This is a genomic window from Pseudomonas asplenii (assembly GCF_900105475.1).
Lineage (GTDB): Bacteria > Pseudomonadota > Gammaproteobacteria > Pseudomonadales > Pseudomonadaceae > Aquipseudomonas > Aquipseudomonas asplenii.
This window is the reverse complement of record NZ_LT629777.1, coordinates 5,144,708-5,161,160: the sequence shown is the minus strand read 5'-3', so window position 1 is coordinate 5,161,160 and position 16,453 is coordinate 5,144,708. Positions and strand designations below refer to the sequence as shown.

Here is a 16,453-nt window from a genome sequence, read left to right as displayed (position 1 = left end):
TCTTAACAATTTATTTAATGCGGTTCGTGTATGCAGTCATTGATTATCGGGGATTGGATATCCGACCCCAACAAGGAGCAGGGCGTGAAGATGAAGTGGATTGCTGGGGTATTGGCCGTATTGATGTTGTCGATGGGCGGCGCGCAGGCAGATCAGCCGTCTTCATCGGGAAAGAGCAAGCAGAAGGGCCAGGCCGGTGAATTCGACTATTACTTGCTGAGCCTGTCCTGGTCGCCGACCTTTTGTCTGACGCATGCCGGTAACGAGCAATGCAAGGGCAAAGGCTACGGTTTTGTGCTCCATGGCCTCTGGCCACAGTATGCCAAGGGTGGTTGGCCACAGTTCTGTGCGCCGTTGACGCCACTTTCGTCCGCACAACGTCAGCAGGGACGCACCCTGTTCCCGACGGCAAAACTGCTCGAACATGAGTGGAACAAGCACGGCACTTGCAGTGGCCTGGGAGCCGACAATTACCTGAATACCACCGACCAGGCGTTGGGCAAGTTGCAGATCCCCGAGGCGCTGCAGCCGTCAACCAGCGTACGCGAGTTCTCCGCCGAGGAAATCGCCCAGTTGTTCCAGCAGAGCAATCCGGGTCTGCCGGCGGACGGGATTGCCGTGGGCTGCAGCGGTCCTCAATTGTCGGAAGTGCGTGTTTGCATGGGCAAGGACCTGGGCTTTGAGTCGTGCGGCAAGGGCGTGAAGAACCAGTGCCGAGACGGCAAGGTCCGCCTGCCGCCGATTCGCTGAGGGACATCGATTCCATGGGCGGTGCCGGATGACGCCGCTCATGTTGCAAGATCGTTCAAGACAAAGCGCAAATGACCTGCCACAGTCGGCTGCCATTTCCTGAAGTCCGAGCTTTATGTCAGAACATTCCTTGCCCCGCGCCGCGTTCCTGCGCGGTGCTGTGGCTATCATGCCGCTGTCGCTGGCAACCGCTCCCTGGGGGCTGCTGGCCGGCTCCATGGCCATCGAGGCCAACCTGACTCCGCTGCAAGGCCAAGGTCTGTCCAGCATTGTGTTTGCCGGTGCCGCGCAACTGGTGGCTATCGGCATGCTCAAGGGCGGGGCGGGGATCTTCTCGATTCTGCTGACCACCGCGCTGCTGACCTCACAACATCTGCTCTATGGCATGAGCCTGCGGTCGATGATCGCGCCGTTGCCGGGGCGTTGGCGCTTCGGTCTTGGGTTCCTGTTGACCGACGAGTTGTTCGCCCTGATCAGCCAGTATGACAAACAACAGTTTGATCGCTGGTACGCGCTGGGAGTGGGTCTGACGTTTTATATTGCCTGGAACCTGTTCACTCTGGCGGGGATCGTGCTGGGCAGCAGTATTCCCGGTCTTGAACATCTGGGTCTGGATTTTTCGATCGCCGCGACCTTCATTGCCCTGATCACCCCGGTGGTGCGTGATGTGCCGACGCTGCTATGTGTGGCAGTGTCACTGTTCTGTTCGGTGCTGTTCAGCTACTGGCAGTGGGGGACGGCGCTGGTGTTGTCGGGGCTGGCGGGAATGGCGGCAGGATTTGTCTGCAACAAGCTGTATCGGAGGCGCGAATGATGGTCTGGGCGGTAATTTTCGGGATGGGGCTGCTGGTGTTTCTCAACCGCTATGTATTTCTCGAACCTCGGCTGCCGTTGCGCCTGAGCAGCAACGCCCGGCAGTTTCTCGGTTTTGCGGTACCGGGCATGCTGACAGCGATCTGCGGGCCGATCGTGTTCATGCCCGAGCGACAACTGAACCTGCATCTGGACAACCCCTATCTGATCAGCTCGCTGGTGGCCGTCGCTCTGGTGCTCTATACCCGTAATACCCTGCTGAGCATGTTGCTGAGCATGGCGTTCTTTTTTCTCTTGCGCTGGTGGCTTTAGGGCCAGGTTCGTGGCTTTGAACTCGTCGCGTTTGCGTCGATAGCTCAGTTGCCCAAGGTCACCAGCGTTCCGGTGTCGGTATAGGCCAGCGACGCAGCGCAGTGCTCAAGAACCGCCCAGCAAGTCGTGGGCGTTGAGCAGTTCGTAGGCGATTTCCGGACGTTTTTCCAGCCCACGGCGAATCGCCGCCGGGATCGCCTGACGAGTCTTGCGGCACAGACCGGGGAGTTCTTCGATGTGAATGCCGATACCACGCATGGTCCGCACTTCGTTGGGCCCCGGGGCAATGCTCAGGCGAATCCCCAACTGCTCGTACATCCGTTGTTGCAGGCGCTCCAGGTCAGCCAGGGTTTTGAAATCTTCGAGTCGTTCGAGCAGGATTTTTTCTTCCTGACGAGTCAGGCGCAGGATCCGTCTATCGCTGCCGGGTGTCTCCAGCAACTGATCCCGCTCGCAGATGCAGGCGCCGGGAGGACAGGACTGGCGAATCGGAGGCATGGTGTTCATGACCTCCGATCATAGCCAAGCGCGAGGGCTTTTGCCCATGGGCAAATTTCATCTGGCGGGTGTATGAGCGGTTGAGTGTTACTGCATTTTCGCCACCGCGCTCAGCACCTGGTAGGCGGCCTTGACCCGCACCGGATTGGGGTAGTTCTTGTTGGCCAGCATCACAATACCGATGCCCTTGGATGGCACGTAGGCGACATAGGCGCCAAAGCCATTGGTGGAACCGGTCTTGTTGACCCAGCTGTCGGCACGGGGCGGTTTGGGCGTCTTGAACCAGGTGGTCTGTTGCGGCTCCAGCATCGTGTTCGAGTTGCCCGCGAGCAGTCTGTCCAGCGTAGCCGGGTAGGGGTACAACTCCCAGCCGAGGCCCTGGGTGGTATCGGCAAATTGATAGAACCCGCTGTGGGTCAAGGTAATCGCCTTCTGCAGCGGTGCCTCAAGCTGTTGCGGCTGCATGTTCACCTGGGCGTAATGCAGCAGGTCGCTGGACGTGGTCTTGATGCCGTAGGCCTCCGAGTCCAGTGCTCCCGGGCCAACCCGTGAAGGGCTGTCGTTCTTGGTGTAACCCTGGGCGTAGCGGCTCTGTTGGTCCTTGGGGACGGTGATGTAGCTGTCCTTGAGCCCCAACTTGGGCAGCAATGTCTTTTCCATCAGTTCGTTAAAGGGCTGGCCGAGACTCCGGGCTGCCAGGTAGCCGAACAGGCCGATGCTCGGGTTCGAATACTGTCGCTTCTCTTGGCCCGGATATAGCGGTTTCCACTGTCGGAAGTAACTCATCATCTTGTCCGGATGGTCGGCTTCGCTAGGGAACTGCAGCGGCAGGCCGCCGCCGGTGTAGGTGCCAAGGTCGAGTACGCTGATCTTGTCGAAAGCACTGCCGCGCAGTTCGGGCAGGTAACGACTGGCGTTTTCCGAAAGCGACAGTTTGCCTTCGGCCACGGCATAGGCGCCAAGGGTGGCGGTAAAAGTCTTGCTGACCGAACCGATCTCGAACAGGGTGTTTTCCGTTACCGGCTGTTTCTCCGTCTTGGAGCTGATGCCGTAGTTAAAGTAATGTGCCTTGCCGTTGACGAGCACTGCCACGGCCATGCCGGCAATGTTCTGTTCCTGCATGACCGGTTGAATCGCGGCATCGACGACGGCCTTGAGCGGGTCGACTGTCGTACTGGCTGCAACGCTGTTTGCGCTGCCGAGCAGGCACAGGGCAGTGATGAGCAATGTGCCATTAACTGGGTTTTTTCTAGACATAATCATGGAATTTTCCGTAATTTTGATTTTTTTCCGCATCCTGTCGGATTGATGGTGGCGCCTCTCGCCCATCCTCAAACGTGTGGCCTGATGATCGACTGATCTGGACGGTGGTTGCGGTGCGGAACTCAATCTAGGGGATGGGGCGACCGTCGACAAACGATGAAATCTCGGATTAGCCATTAGAAAAATTAGGAGCAAAACATGGTTCGGCCCAGTTTGCCGCTTAATGCCCTGCGGGCTTTCGAAGCATCGGCGCGGCATCTGAGTTTTACCCGGGCAGCGGTCGAGTTGTGTGTGACCCAGGCAGCGGTCAGCCATCAGGTCAAGAGTCTCGAAAACCAGTTGAAGGTTGCGCTTTTCAAGCGTCTGCCCCGTGGGTTGATGCTCACCGCCGAGGGCGAAAGCCTGCTGCCGGTGTTGTGTGAGTCCTTTGACCGGATTGCCCTGGCCCTGGGGCGGTTCGACGGCGGACACTACCGGGAAGTGCTGACAGTAGGGGCGGTGGGGACTTTCGCCGTGGGCTGGCTGTTGCCGAGACTGGCGGATTTTCGCGATAGCCATCCGTTTATCGACCTGCGTCTTTCCACCAATAACAACCGGGTGGATGTGGCCGCCGAAGGGCTCGATTTCGCGATTCGCTTTGGATTGGGAGCCTGGCATGGTGTCGAGGCCATGCGCTTGCTGGAAGCGCCACTTTCGGTGTTGTGCACCGCACAGATTGCCCAGCAGCTGCAATCACCGGCCGACGTGCTGACGCAGACACTGCTGCGTTCCTATCGTACAGATGAGTGGCCCGAGTGGTTCCAGAGCGCCGGTTTGCCGGCAAACAGCCTGGTAGCCCACAGTGTCGTCTTCGATTCGTCGTTGGCGATGATGGAGGCTGCGCGGCAGGGCGTGGGGGTGGCACTGGCACCGCCGATGATGTTCTCCCGTCAGTTGGATGCCGGTGATATCCGACAGCCTTTTGATATCGGTATCGTGACGGGCAGCTATTGGCTGACGCGTTTGCACTCACGCAGCGAAACACCGGCGATGTTGGCTTTTCGCAGTTGGTTGAGCGAGCAGCTTGAATGAGCTGTGTTCATGTATGGATCAGCGCCACGGCGAAAGAAACTACGATCGCGCAGGCAATGGCCAGGTTCAGGTTCATGGTCGAGCGTCCGACAGGTTGAGAGGTGGCTTATCCTGTCTTGAGTGCGCACAAATAAAAAATTCCGTTTTGCGATTTGAATGATCAATGGAAATGATGACTCCATTGACGAGCCGGGCCCCAGCAGCGCTCGCCGTTGCTAGCGCCGGTTCAACGCGTGAGCAAGTCGAACGCCAGCTTGAACAGCGGTACCGCTACACAGATGATGATCAGGCCGATCTGCCAGCGCATCACGTTGATCTGTGATTGCAGCCCAGACATCGATAATCGAAGGTCAGCTCCCTGCTGCTGTATCGATAGGCGTAGCTCGCTGCCTTGCTCCCTGATCTCGGCGCGCAGTTCGGCACCTTGTTCAAAGATCAGCGTGCGCAATTCATGATTCTGTTCCCTTAGCTCGTTGCGAAACTCGTTGCCTTGCTCCTTGATCAATGTCCGTAGCTCGTTGCTCTGCTCCCTGATCAGTGTCCGCAGCTCTTTACTTTCCTCGTTGAGGATCTGACGCAGTTCGTTGATCTGCTCATTCATCGTGGTACGCAGTTCGTTGATCTGCCCATTCATCGTGGTGCGCAGTTCGTTGATCTGCCCATTCATCGTGGTGCGCAGTTCGTTGATCTGCTCAGTCATCGTGGTGCGCAGTTCGTTGACCTGCTCAGTCATCGTGGTGCGTAGTTCGTTGACCTGCTCAGTCATCGTGGTGCGTAGTTCGTTGACCTTCTCGCTCATCGTGGCGCGTAGTTCGCCACACTGATCCTTGATCAGGTTGCGTAGATCCTGGCCCTGCTCCGAGAGCGAGGTCCGCAGACGTTCTTCGGTCTGTTGCAGATCAGATTTTGACGCAAGGTTTTGCACATCGGCCTCCCAGGCATCTGCCGCTGCCTTGGCTTTTTCGGGTGGGGCGCTGGCCGCAGTCAGCGCCTCGTATAAGCTCAGGGATAAATTCATCATGGCTCCTGTAATAGACAATAGCGATCCAGATGCGATAGTCGATTCAAACTGGCAGGAGCTGATAGTCAGGTCGTTCTTCAGATTTTGTAGGTAATTACCTGGCTTTTTGCATGCAATTGAACGGCGTTGTGCTGTCTGACAGCGGGCCATGGCACTATCGGTGCCGACAGGTTTTTCCGGCAGCCTGAAACACCTTTCATTGACTTGAATATCCCCGAATCGATCGCGAGGCATGATAATGGCCGCATCCTTTCACTCCAGGCACCTGTACCGATGTTCGAAATCAAACCGTTCAACCCCGAGACCTATCGGCAGCAGACCCGTCGCAGCACGCTGATCATCGCGGCGACCTTCGTGTTGCTGGCCATGTTGCTGTCCGGGCTGGCCGTGATGTTGTTCGGTACACCCGGTGGCGACAATTTTCGCTTCAATGCTGGTGGGGTGTTGGTCGCCGTGCTGCTGATGGCGGTGTTGATGCGCCAGGTCTTCTGGTCGCAACCCTGGATGGCCGCGGCCGTCTACGGCTGGCAGCTCAAGCGTAGCCTGATGCGGATCACCAACGTCATGCATCGGTTGAAGGCGGCGGTACAAACCCGTGATCCAGCGGCGATGAAACTGCTGCGCTTCTATCACCTGGGCTTGAACCAGATGCATCTGTTGGACGGCAACACCAGCAGCCTCGACCAGATGGCGGATGAGGTGGAGCAGCACAGGATTGCCATGCAGGAGCAGGGTCTGGACCCCGAGCAACTGCGGCTCGACCGGCAATGGCTGGAGCTCGTCAAGTAGGTCGGTGTCGGCTGAACATGTGACGCCAACTCCTCACCAGGTCTCCTATAGGATAGAGTCGACGCCTACGTCGATGTACCTCATTCGAGATCCGAGTCCTACAATGCAGCCACACCCGCAACGTCGCCTCTGGCAGGTCTATCTGGTTTTCCTCGCACCCATGGTGCTGTCCAATTTCCTGCAGTCGTTCTCCGGCACGCTGAACAGTATCTATATTGGCCAGATGCTGGGCACCGAGGCCCTGGCGGCGGTGTCCGGGATGTTTCCGGTGGTGTTTTTCTTCATTGCCCTGATCATCGGCCTGGGGGCCGGTGCTTCGGTGCTGATCGGCCAGGCCTGGGGCGCGCGTGAACCGCAGGCCGTCAAGGCCGTGGTGGGGGCAACGCTGACCCTGGGCGCGTTGATCGGACTGGGCGCGGCGGTGCTCGGGAGTATTTTTGCCCGGCCGGCCCTGCAAGGGCTGGGGACTCCTGCCGATGTGCTGGATGCCGCGGTCGGTTATGCGCAAGTGATGATGCTGACCATGCCGCTGTTGCTGATCTTCATCCTGTTCACTCAACTGCTGCGAGGTATCAGCGACACGCTGTCGCCTTTGCTGGCGTTGCTGGTGTCCACCTGTATCGGCCTGTTGCTCACCCCGGCGCTGATCCGGGGCTGGTTGGGGCTGCCGCAAATGGGCATCCAGAGCGCCGCCCTGGCCGGTCTGGTGAGTACGGCCTGTGCGATGTTGTTCCTGGGGCTGCGTCTGCGGCACAAGAACAGCGTCATGGCGCCGGATCGGGCGATGCTGGCGGCGATGCGTCTGGATCGCGACATCCTCGGCAAGATCTTGCGTATCGGTTTGCCGACCGGCTTGCAGATGATCGTGCTGTCCTTGTCCGAGCTGGTGATCCTGGCGTTGGTCAACCACCACGGATCCCAGGCCACGGCGGCTTATGGTGCGGTGACGCAGATCGTCAACTACGTGCAGTTCCCGGCACTGTCGATTGCCATCACCGCCTCGATTCTTGGCGCACAAGCCATCGGGGCAGGGCACCTGGAGCGTATCGGGCCGATCCTGCGCACCGGCATGCTGATCAATACCTGTCTGACCGGCGGACTGGTCGCCCTCGGATACGGGCTGTCCCATTGGTTGCTGGGCCTGTTCATTACTGACGCGGCGACCCAGGCAACCGCCGAGCACCTGTTGCATATCATGCTCTGGAGCCTGCTGGTGTTCGGCTTCCAGGCGTTGATTGGCGGCATCATGCGTGCCAGCGGGACGGTGATGGTGCCGGTGTTGATCATCATTTTCTGTATCGTCGGGATCGAGTTGCCGGTGGCTTATCTGCTCGATGCGCGCCTGGGACTTGAGGGGGTGTGGATGGCCTTCCCGGTGACGTACATCAGCATGCTGTTGTTGCAGATTGCCTATTACCGGCTGGTCTGGCGACACAAACGGATCGAACGCCTGATCTGATCGCCTGAAAAACCTTTGCGGCAGAGGGGCGCAGCTTGAATCGGGACACGCTTGAACAGCACCAGATACCGGTCTATTTCGTCGCGGTGATCGTCGCCATGCTGGTCGGGTTGGTGTCTCCAGCTATCGCGCAGGGCCTCGCGGCCCTGGTCACACCGGCAATCGCGCTGCTGATGTACGCGATGTTCCTGCAGATTCCCTTTCTCGACCTGCGCCGGGGGCTTGGCAACAAGGGCTTCATGACGGCGTTGCTGCTCGCCAACTTCGTACTGATCCCATTGCTGGTCTGGGGCCTGAGCCGTGGCCTGGCGGGGCATCCGGCCATTTTGCTGGGTGCGCTGCTGGTCCTGCTGACGCCCTGTATCGACTACGTGGTGGTATTCACTCAGATCGGCCGAGGCGATTCGCGGCGCATGCTGGCGGCAACGCCGATCCTGCTGCTGCTTCAACTGATCCTGCTGCCGGTCTACCTGGCCTTCATGCTGGGCGAGCAGTCGGTGCTGGTGATTTCGATCGGGCCGTTTGTCGAGGCTTTTCTATTGCTGATCGTCGCGCCGTTGCTGTTGGCCGTGATGACCTCGGCCCTGACCCGACGCTCGCGCCTCGCCACGGCCTGGTGCAATATCTGGGTCTGGATGCCGGTCCCGGCCATGGCGGCGGTACTGGTGGCGGTGGTTGGTTCGCAGATCGCCGCCGTGGTACGTGACATCGACCGTCTTGCGCCCGTGTTGCCGGTGTATCTCGGCTTCATGCTGCTGGCACCGCTGATGGGTGCCTTGGCCGCACGCCTGTGCCGGCTGCCGGCGAGCCCCGCCCGGGCGGTCATCTTCAGTGCCTCGACGCGCAACTCCCTGGTGGTGTTGCCGTTGGCCCTGGCGTTGCCCGAGGATATCCGCGGTCTGGCGGCTGCTGCCGTGATCACCCAGACCCTGGTCGAACTGGTGGGGGAGCTGATCTATATCCGCGTGATCCCGGCACTGGTCTGGCGCAAACGTCCCGACGACTCCTTGAGCTGAAGCCGTCTACAACTCCTCGATGGCGGCCCGGATCTGATTGGCGACCGGTTGCTCCAGGGTGCTGTAGAGCTGCGCCAGCACCCGGCCGCTTTTCGAGCGATAGACATGCGGGCCGGCCAAGGCCTTCAAGGCATGAAAATGCTCCTGCAGGTGATCGCAGTATTCGCGCGTTTCGCAGACGAAGAACTGGCCGCCCTTGGGCGCGATGCTCGGGAACGCCACCTCCACCCGTTCCTTGTAGGTGTTGGGCAGCAGGCTCAGGGGCTTGCGTTTGGGGTAGCTCACGGCCCCGAAGGGCACGCCATTGGCTTTCAAGGCTTCCAGCACGGCACTGGCGGTGGGTGGGGTGTCGCTGCCGCAGGCGACCAGGGGCAGGCCAGCGATTATCAATAGAAGGGCTTTCATCCTGACATTCCTTGTTTCATCACGCTTTTCATCAGTGGCGACCGATGGAAACTGACAGGTGGATCGGGTATTTCTGTCCGTGCAGATTGTGCAGGAGGCGTGTTTGGCGGCTTGTCAGCCATGTCTCGATATTTCCAGGCCATTATTGCGCGTGGTGTCAGTCACTTCGTATGGCGGCCCTGTCCGAATAGACAGGGCTATTCGCCTTCTAGCCGTGCTGCACTCCGGCACGCTTGAGCAACTGCTTGCAGCGCTCGGACAGGTGTTCGACCCGCAGGTGCTTGCCGGCCTTGGCATAACGTTCCCGCAGGCTTTTCAGCGCGGCAATTGCCGAGTAGTCGACAAAGCTCAGGTGGCGGCAGTCCAGCACCACCTTCTGTGGGTCGTTGGCCGGGTCGAACAGGTTCTGGAATGGCGTGGTCGAGGCAAAGAACAACGTGCCATGCAGGCGATACAGCTTGCTGCCGTCGGGCTCTTGGTGGGTGTCGGCGTACAGTTCACGGGCATGTTGCCAGGCGAAATTCAGCGCGGCGATCAGGATCCCGCACAGCACCGCTGTCGCCAGGTCGGTCAATACCGTGATCACGGTGACGGCAATAATCACCAGCACATCGTTCACCGGCACCTTGTTCAATACCCGCAACGAGGCCCAGGCGAAGGTCTGCTGGGACACCACGAACATCACCCCCACCAGCGCGGCCAGCGGAATACGTTCGATCAGCGGCGACAGGAACAGCACGAACAGCAGGATCATCACCCCGGCCACCACGCCGGACAGCCGGCCACGGCCACCGGAACTGAGATTGATCACGGTCTGGCCGATCATGGCGCAGCCACCCATGCCGCCAAACAGCCCCGAGACCATGTTGGCGACACCCAGCGCCGTGCACTCACGGTCCGGGTAGCTGCGGGTCTCGGTGATTTCGTCGGTGAGGTTGAGGGTCAGCAGGGTTTCCAGCAGCCCCACCAGGGCCATCAGCACCGCATAGGGTGCGATGATATGCAGGGTTTCCAGGTTCCACGGTACTTGCGGCAGCGTTGGTAGCGGCAGGCCGCCGGCAATGTGCGCCATGTCGCCCAGGGTACGGGTGGGCAGACCGCACAGGTAGACCAGCAGGCCGACCCCGAGGATGGCCACCAGTGCCGGCGGTACAGCGCGGCTCAGACGTGGCAACAGGTAGACGATGGCCATGGTCAGTGCCACCAGCGCGAGCATCACGGTCAGGGGTTCACCACTGATCCAGCCTTCGCCGTCCTTGAACTGCTCCAGTTGGGCCAGTGCGATAATGATCGCCAGGCCGTTGACGAAGCCGAGCATCACCGAGTGAGGCACCATCCGCACCAGCTTGCCCAGGCGCAACAGGCCGAACGCAACCATGATCAGACCGCCGAGCAGTACCGTTGCCAGCAGATATTGCACACCGTGTTGCACCACCAGCGCGACGATCACCACAGCCATTGAACCGGCAGCACCGGAGATCATGCCTGGCCGGCCTCCGAACAGCGCGGTCAGGGTGCAGATGATGAAGGCGCCGTACAGGCCCATCAGCGGGTTGAGGTGAGCGACCAGGGCAAAGGCGATGCACTCGGGCACCAGGGCGAAAGAGGTGGTCAGTCCGGCCAGGACATCGGCGTGTAGGCGGGCGGGTTTCATGGTGTACCTGAGGTAGGGGCCAGCGGGGGCAAGCGAGGGGTCTATGAAAGGCGGCGAATGTTACGGAAATGTCACAGGTCCTGCAAAAAACTCGGTCATTGCCACTAGGTGAATTCTTCCCCAGCGACTACCTTGGTAAAGGCCTGCGCAGACAGGAGTCTGCGTTTCCAGCTCATAAGAAAAAGAGAAATCGGTCCATGAAATTCGAACCCCTTTCGCGCTCGCTCCTGGCGACGGCGCTGATTCTGGCTGTTACCCCTGGTCATGCTGCTTCTCAGGCGCCGGTCGCCGGTGAGAACGGTATGGTTGTCACCGCGCAGCATCTGGCTACCCATGTCGGGGTCGATGTGCTCAAGGCCGGTGGCAATGCGGTGGATGCCGCAGTGGCAGTCGGTTATGCCCTGGCCGTGGTCTATCCTGCTGCCGGCAACCTGGGGGGCGGTGGCTTCATGACCGTGCAACTGGCCGACGGCCGCAAGACCTTCCTCGACTTCCGTGAAAAGGCACCGCTGGCAGCCACGGCCAACATGTACCTGGACAAGGACGGCAACGTCGTCCCCGACCTGAGTTCGAAAGGGCACCTGGCCGTTGCCGTGCCGGGTACGGTGTCGGGCATGGAGCTGGCACTGCAAAAATACGGCACGAAAAAGCGCGCCGAAGTGATCGCTCCGGCCATCAACCTGGCTGAAGAAGGCTTCACGCTCGAGCAGGGCGACGTCGACCTGTTGCACACCGCTACCGCCGAGTTCAAGAAGGATATCCACGATTCCGGCGCGATTTTCCTGAACCAGGGCGAGCCGATGCAGGTCGGCCAGAAACTGGTGCAGAAGGACCTGGCAAAAACCCTGCGGGAAATTTCCACCAAGGGCACCGACGGTTTCTACAAGGGCTGGGTTGCCCAGGCTATCGTCGATTCGAGCCAGGCCGGCAAAGGCATCATCACCCAAGCCGACCTCGACCAGTACAAAACCCGTGAATTGGCGCCCATCGAATGCGATTACCGTGGCTACCACATCGTTTCGGCGCCGCCGCCCAGCTCCGGTGGCGTGGTGATCTGCGAGATCATGAACATCCTCGAAGGCTATCCGATGGAGCAACTGGGCTATCACTCGGCCCAGGGCCTGCATTACCAGATCGAGGCCATGCGCCACGCCTATGTCGACCGCAACAGCTACCTGGGCGACCCGGATTTCGTCAAGAACCCGGTGGCGCATCTGCTGGACCGGGCCTACGCGGAGAAACTGCGGGCTGCGATCGATCCCCACAAGGCCGGGATCTCCAAGGATCTCAAGCCGGGCGTCGCGCCTCATGAGGGCAACAACACCACCCATTACTCGATCGTCGACCAGTGGGGCAACGCGGTGTCGGTGACCTACACCCTCAACGACTGGTTCGGGGCCGGGGTGATGGCCAGCAAGACCGGAGTCATCCTCAACGACGAGATGGACGATTTCACTTCCAAGGTCGGCGTGCCGAACATGTACGGTCTGGTGCAGGGCGAGGCGAATGCCATCGCGCCCGGCAAGACGCCGCTGTCGTCGATGAGTCCGACCATCGTCACCAGGGACGGCAAGACCGTCATGGTGGTCGGTACGCCAGGCGGCAGCCGGATCATTACCGCGACCCTGCTGACCATCCTCAATGTCATCGACTACAAGATGAACATCCAGGAAGCGGTGGATGCGCCGCGTTTCCACCAACAATGGCTGCCGGAGGAAACCAATCTCGAGACCTACGCGGTCAGCCCGGATACGCAGAAGATTCTCGAAAGCTGGGGCCACAAGTTCACCGGGCCCCAGCCGCTGAATCACCTGGCCGCGATCCTGGTCGGGGCACCTTCGCTCGGTGGCAGGCCGGTGGGGAACAACCGCTTCTACGGTGCCAATGACCCACGGCGCAATACCGGGTTGTCACTGGGCTACTGATTTTGCCCGCTTAGCGGCCCGGAGCTTGCGGGCCGTCCTCGGTTCAGCAACTGGCGTTGCTCGACGTGTAGTAGCGACCCTTTAAGGGCGGCTTTCCGTGGGCTCCAGCGGCCCGTCCCGCCTTGGAGTATAGGCCACGCTGCCATCCTCGCGGTTATGTGTCAGCCGGGCGCCGTTGGTGGGTTGGGTCACCACGGTGTCATGGTCGGCTGCGAGGTAGTCCAGGGGCAGTGCATCACCGGCCTTGAAACTGGTGATGATCAGCGTCCGCGTCGGGTCCCAGCGGCGGCCACTGGTCTTTTCCAGCCAGTCGATCAGGTCGTCGCTGTTGCCGTTGCGTGGGTAGTCCTGATTTTCCTGCACATAGTAGAAGGGCGTGCCCTGGTTGTTCAGGTACATCGGCAGCTTGTTGTCGACCTCGATCATCACCATCTGCCATTCATCCCATGGCGCTCTCTGACTGGCCTTGGCCTGCACGTCGTCGGCAAAGCGCATGACACCGCCACCGCTGTTGCTCCACGGGGAGACGACGCCGATGATCAGCAGCACAAGCGCCGCTGCCCCCGCGAAGCCCTTGGCCCAGCCGGGGCCGCTGGGTTTCCCTGCGGCGCGTTTTTCGGCCATGTGCCGGGTTACCCACCAGGCCGCCAGCAGTTGCGCGAACGGTACCAGGGGTAGTACGTAGTAGCTGCGCCGGCTGCCGCTGGCGGTGAAAAACGCGAACAGCAGGCCCAGGCTCCAGATCAGCCAGCGGGTGTTGGGCTCGATCCGTCGCCATTGGCGCAGCGCCAACCAGAGGCCGAGTAGCCAGTACGGCGCCCACGGCAGGGTGTAGGCCGGTAGATAGATCAGGTAGGTGTAGATCGGACCCATGTGGTCGAACGGGTCGAAGAACCGCACGACGTTTTCCCTGAACACCAGGGCCAGGCCGCTTTCGTTGTAGTTCGGCGCACCGTAAAGGTTCGACAGCACGAAAGGCAACGCATAGAACGCGAGAGCGATCAGCAGGGCAATCAACAGCCGCAGGTTCAGATGTTTTTTCCAGCGACCTTCGGTCAGCAGGTGCGGTAGCAAGATCAGTCCCGGCAGGATGAAACCGATCAGCCCCTTGAGCAGCGAGGTCAGCGCCAGGATCAGGAAAAACACCGTGTAGCGTCCCAGGCGCGTGTCATCCGGGCCGCGCCAGTACCACCAGACAGCGGCCAGCACGCCGAACACGGTAAGGATATCGGCGGTGGCCACGCGAGCCCAGAGCACGAAGTAGAAGGTTGTCGCCAACATCCAGCCCGCCACCAGGCCAGTGCCCTTGCGCCACAGGCGCTCACCGATCAGATAGACCAGCCACACGCTCAGCCAGGCAGCAATCACCGAGGACAGGCGCAGCGAGACATTGCCTAGCCCGCCCAGCAGTTTGGCGCTGGCGGTGATCAGCCAGTAGGAGGGCAGGGGTTTGTCGTAATAGGGCAGGCCCTTGAGGTACGGCTCGAAGTAGTTGCCCGACTGCAGCATCTGCAAGGCGATGTTCGCCCAGCGGGTTTCCGCACCCCAAAGCTCCCGTGTGCCGAGTCCCAGCAACAGGAGCACGGCCGAGACGCCCAATAGCAGGGTCAGGGCGCCCCTGTCGGTTTTCCAGTAGGTCAGGTTCATGGTTGAGTCTGTGGGAAGATAATGATTTCGCGGTCACCTTTTTTATAGCGTTTGCCATCGGGAGGCAGCAGCCCGATTTCCTCCATTTCTGCCGTGCCCTTGACGCGCATGACCACCCCGACCGATCCCTGTTTGCGTGCTTCGCTCATCCACTGCCCGATGGTCTCGAGCGTGACCTGGCGACCCTGCGCATCAGGGTAACCCAGGCCATATTTCAGTTCGCCGACGGTGTTGAACAAGTCGACCTGCGGCCGTTGCAGGCGCCAGGAAAGTGCTGCGGCAGTCCCCAGTTCGTTGCTCAGCAGGCGATGGGTCTGGCGCAGTTCATCGAGATGCTCGGCGATGAACTGGTCGGGCATCTTGTTGCTCACCACGCTGGCCGGCATGCCGGCCGGCAGCAGGGTCACCAGCAGGGCGCAGCCCACTGCCGGCATCGCCCAGAATGCCACGGGGCGCAATACCTGCAGGGCATTGGCGATGATCCAGACCATCAGCATGATGAACACCAGAGATAGGCTGAACACCTCGGCATGGCTGTTGGCATAGAGGCCGCTGGTGGCCTGCAGCACGATCAGGCCCACCAGGGCCGCCACGCCGAGGATCAGGTTGAGGATGCCGTTGAGGCGCAGTGCGCGGCCTTCGCCGTGCGCCACCCGGTCGATTACGGCGTTGCCCATCATCAGTGCCAGTGGCAGCAGGCACGGCATGATGTAGGTCGGTAGCTTGCCTTTGCTCAGGCTGAAAAATACCAGCGGCAGAACGAACCACAGCCAGAGGAAACCGCTGCCAGCCAGGCGCTTCTCCTGCCAGGCCTGCTTGAACGTTGGCACCAGCAGCACCGACCACGGCAGGCACGACACCACCAGCAATGGCAGGTAGAACCACCAGGGCTGGGCGTGCTGCGCGTTGTTACCGGCAAAACGCTGGATATGCTCGTGCCAGAAGAAGAAATTCCAGTAGTCGGGCTCCTGGGCGTGGACCGCCAGCACCCAGGGCAATGCAACCGCCACTGCTGCCACGACGGCGATCGGTCCCCAGCGCAGTAACTCGCCAAGACGGCGCTGCCAGATCATGTAGGGCAGGGCGATCAGCACCGGCAACAGCAGGGCCAGAAAACCCTTGGTCAGAAAGCCCATGCCGCAAGCCAGCCCCAGTATCGCCCAGGACCACAGGCGATGACGGGATTGCTGGCTGTCGGTCGCGAACCAGAAAGCGACCAGGCTGAGGTTCGACCACAGCGTGAACTGCGGATCGAGGTTGGCATAGCCGGCCTGTCCGGCGATCAGACCGAAGCTCATGAACAGCAGGGTCGAGGCGAAGCTTTTGCGCGGGTCGTTCCACAGGCGGCGGGCGATCAGGTAGGTCAGCAGTACACTGAGCCCGGTGCTGAGCGCCGAGGCAACGCGGACGCCGAACAGGTTTTCGCCGAAGATCGCCTGGCCGATGGCGATCATCCAGTAGCCGGCAATGGGTTTTTCAAAGTAACGCAGGCCCATGAAATGCGGGGCGGTCCAGTTGCCGCTCAGGAGCATTTCCTGGCTGATCTGGGCATAGCGGGTTTCATCGGGAGTCCATAGGCCGTGAAACATCATCGGCAGCAGGTAGCACAGCCCGAAGGCGAGTATCAATATCGGCAGCGACCAGCGCTTGAGCGCGGCAAGGGAAAGAAATGGCAGGTGAGCGTTCATGGGTCGGCCTTAGCGGTGTCTACCGCCACAAGGGTTTTAATCAGGATTTGCGACTGCCAGATACACGCTTGGCCGCACCGGCTCACGCTCGGGGGAGCGTGAGCCGGTGTATTCATGACGAAGGCGAAAAGTCGGATCGGGC

At 60.5% G+C, this 16,453-nt stretch carries 15 protein-coding genes; 8 read left to right on the top strand and 7 right to left on the bottom strand.

Going from position 1 to position 16,453, the window contains the following annotated elements; translation table 11 throughout:
• Positions 1-90 precede the first annotated feature (90 nt).
• The 3 genes from BLU37_RS22785 to BLU37_RS22775 all read left to right on the top strand — a co-directional run bounded on the left by BLU37_RS22785 (position 91) and on the right by BLU37_RS22775 (position 1,875).
• Positions 91-750 carry a ribonuclease T2 family protein gene (locus tag BLU37_RS22785; protein WP_090209163.1) on the top strand — a complete coding sequence of 220 codons (660 nt, stop codon included), beginning with the start codon at positions 91-93 and terminating at the stop codon, positions 748-750.
• A 115-nt stretch (positions 751-865) separates the two neighbouring features.
• Entirely contained in the window at positions 866-1,564 is a 699-nt protein-coding gene (locus BLU37_RS22780) for an AzlC family ABC transporter permease (protein WP_090209161.1), read from the top strand.
• On the top strand, positions 1,564-1,875 hold the full coding sequence (locus BLU37_RS22775) for an AzlD domain-containing protein (RefSeq protein ID WP_010448200.1): 312 nt from the start codon (positions 1,564-1,566) through the stop codon (positions 1,873-1,875). Before BLU37_RS22780 ends, BLU37_RS22775 begins: the two co-directional genes overlap by 1 nt.
• A 105-nt stretch (positions 1,876-1,980) precedes the next feature.
• Here the strand turns inward: BLU37_RS22775 and BLU37_RS22770 are convergent, their stop codons facing one another.
• Complete coding sequence (locus BLU37_RS22770; protein ID WP_019362384.1) at positions 1,981-2,382, bottom strand: hypothetical protein; 402 nt, start codon at positions 2,380-2,382, stop codon at positions 1,981-1,983.
• 78 nt (positions 2,383-2,460) lie between these two features.
• The gene (gene ampC, locus BLU37_RS22765) at positions 2,461-3,630 is read right to left on the bottom strand and encodes a class C beta-lactamase (RefSeq protein WP_090210993.1); all 1,170 of its coding nucleotides are present in this window, start codon (positions 3,628-3,630) and stop codon (positions 2,461-2,463) included.
• A 204-nt stretch (positions 3,631-3,834) separates the two neighbouring features.
• Between ampC and BLU37_RS22760 the strand changes: the two genes are divergently transcribed.
• Entirely contained in the window at positions 3,835-4,707 is an 873-nt protein-coding gene (locus BLU37_RS22760; protein ID WP_010448205.1) for a LysR family transcriptional regulator, read from the top strand.
• Between the two features lie 226 nt (positions 4,708-4,933).
• On the opposite strand, the gene BLU37_RS22755 is transcribed toward BLU37_RS22760, so the two are convergent.
• Complete coding sequence (locus BLU37_RS22755) at positions 4,934-5,962, bottom strand: apolipoprotein A1/A4/E family protein (RefSeq protein ID WP_232000377.1); 1,029 nt, start codon at positions 5,960-5,962, stop codon at positions 4,934-4,936.
• Positions 5,963-6,001: 39 nt separating this feature from the next.
• Here BLU37_RS22755 and BLU37_RS22750 point away from each other — a divergent pair, with 39 nt between their 5' ends.
• The 3 genes from BLU37_RS22750 (at position 6,002) to BLU37_RS22740 (ending at position 8,992) form a co-directional block, all read left to right on the top strand.
• A complete protein-coding gene (locus BLU37_RS22750) occupies positions 6,002-6,517 on the top strand; it encodes a DUF3087 domain-containing protein (protein ID WP_090209155.1) in 516 nt (171 codons plus the stop codon).
• A 103-nt stretch (positions 6,518-6,620) separates the two neighbouring features.
• The gene (locus tag BLU37_RS22745; RefSeq protein WP_090209152.1) at positions 6,621-7,976 is read left to right on the top strand and encodes an MATE family efflux transporter; all 1,356 of its coding nucleotides are present in this window, start codon (positions 6,621-6,623) and stop codon (positions 7,974-7,976) included.
• Between the two features lie 35 nt (positions 7,977-8,011).
• Positions 8,012-8,992, top strand: coding sequence for an arsenic resistance protein (locus BLU37_RS22740; RefSeq protein ID WP_090209149.1), 981 nt, complete (start codon positions 8,012-8,014; stop codon positions 8,990-8,992).
• A 6-nt stretch (positions 8,993-8,998) separates the two neighbouring features.
• Here BLU37_RS22740 and BLU37_RS22735 read toward each other — a convergent pair whose 3' ends face one another.
• Positions 8,999-9,397, bottom strand: coding sequence for a hypothetical protein (locus BLU37_RS22735; RefSeq protein WP_090209146.1), 399 nt, complete (start codon positions 9,395-9,397; stop codon positions 8,999-9,001).
• Between the two features lie 208 nt (positions 9,398-9,605).
• Positions 9,606-11,051 (bottom strand): SulP family inorganic anion transporter, encoded by a 1,446-nt coding sequence (locus BLU37_RS22730; protein ID WP_090209142.1) that lies wholly within the window; start codon positions 11,049-11,051, stop codon positions 9,606-9,608.
• A 197-nt stretch (positions 11,052-11,248) separates the two neighbouring features.
• On the opposite strand from BLU37_RS22730, the gene ggt reads away from it, so the two are divergent.
• On the top strand, positions 11,249-12,976 hold the full coding sequence (gene ggt, locus BLU37_RS22725) for a gamma-glutamyltransferase (RefSeq protein ID WP_090209139.1): 1,728 nt from the start codon (positions 11,249-11,251) through the stop codon (positions 12,974-12,976).
• An 81-nt stretch (positions 12,977-13,057) separates the two neighbouring features.
• On the opposite strand, the gene BLU37_RS22720 is transcribed toward ggt, so the two are convergent.
• Complete coding sequence (locus tag BLU37_RS22720; RefSeq protein ID WP_090209136.1) at positions 13,058-14,623, bottom strand: ArnT family glycosyltransferase; 1,566 nt, start codon at positions 14,621-14,623, stop codon at positions 13,058-13,060.
• Complete coding sequence (arnT, locus tag BLU37_RS22715; RefSeq protein WP_090209134.1) at positions 14,620-16,311, bottom strand: lipid IV(A) 4-amino-4-deoxy-L-arabinosyltransferase; 1,692 nt, start codon at positions 16,309-16,311, stop codon at positions 14,620-14,622. The genes BLU37_RS22720 and arnT overlap by 4 nt, the downstream gene beginning before the upstream one ends.
• Between the last annotated feature and the right edge of the window lie 142 nt (positions 16,312-16,453).

Bases quoted from the DNA above. Each gene is read 5' to 3' on its own strand.
- BLU37_RS22785 (WP_090209163.1), top strand. From the start codon at position 91: ATGAAGTGGATTGCTGGGGTATTGGCCGTATTGATGTTGTCGATGGGC.
- BLU37_RS22780 (WP_090209161.1), top strand. From the start codon at position 866: ATGTCAGAACATTCCTTGCCCCGCGCCGCGTTCCTGCGCGGTGCTGTG.
- BLU37_RS22775 (WP_010448200.1), top strand. From the start codon at position 1,564: ATGGTCTGGGCGGTAATTTTCGGGATGGGGCTGCTGGTGTTTCTCAAC.
- BLU37_RS22770 (WP_019362384.1), bottom strand. From the start codon at position 2,382: ATGAACACCATGCCTCCGATTCGCCAGTCCTGTCCTCCCGGCGCCTGC.
- ampC (WP_090210993.1), bottom strand. From the start codon at position 3,630: ATGTCTAGAAAAAACCCAGTTAATGGCACATTGCTCATCACTGCCCTG.
- BLU37_RS22760 (WP_010448205.1), top strand. From the start codon at position 3,835: ATGGTTCGGCCCAGTTTGCCGCTTAATGCCCTGCGGGCTTTCGAAGCA.
- BLU37_RS22755 (WP_232000377.1), bottom strand. From the start codon at position 5,962: ATGCCTCGCGATCGATTCGGGGATATTCAAGTCAATGAAAGGTGTTTC.
- BLU37_RS22750 (WP_090209155.1), top strand. From the start codon at position 6,002: ATGTTCGAAATCAAACCGTTCAACCCCGAGACCTATCGGCAGCAGACC.
- BLU37_RS22745 (WP_090209152.1), top strand. From the start codon at position 6,621: ATGCAGCCACACCCGCAACGTCGCCTCTGGCAGGTCTATCTGGTTTTC.
- BLU37_RS22735 (WP_090209146.1), bottom strand. From the start codon at position 9,397: ATGAAAGCCCTTCTATTGATAATCGCTGGCCTGCCCCTGGTCGCCTGC.
- BLU37_RS22730 (WP_090209142.1), bottom strand. From the start codon at position 11,051: ATGAAACCCGCCCGCCTACACGCCGATGTCCTGGCCGGACTGACCACC.
- ggt (WP_090209139.1), top strand. From the start codon at position 11,249: ATGAAATTCGAACCCCTTTCGCGCTCGCTCCTGGCGACGGCGCTGATT.
- BLU37_RS22720 (WP_090209136.1), bottom strand. From the start codon at position 14,623: ATGAACCTGACCTACTGGAAAACCGACAGGGGCGCCCTGACCCTGCTA.
- arnT (WP_090209134.1), bottom strand. From the start codon at position 16,311: ATGAACGCTCACCTGCCATTTCTTTCCCTTGCCGCGCTCAAGCGCTGG.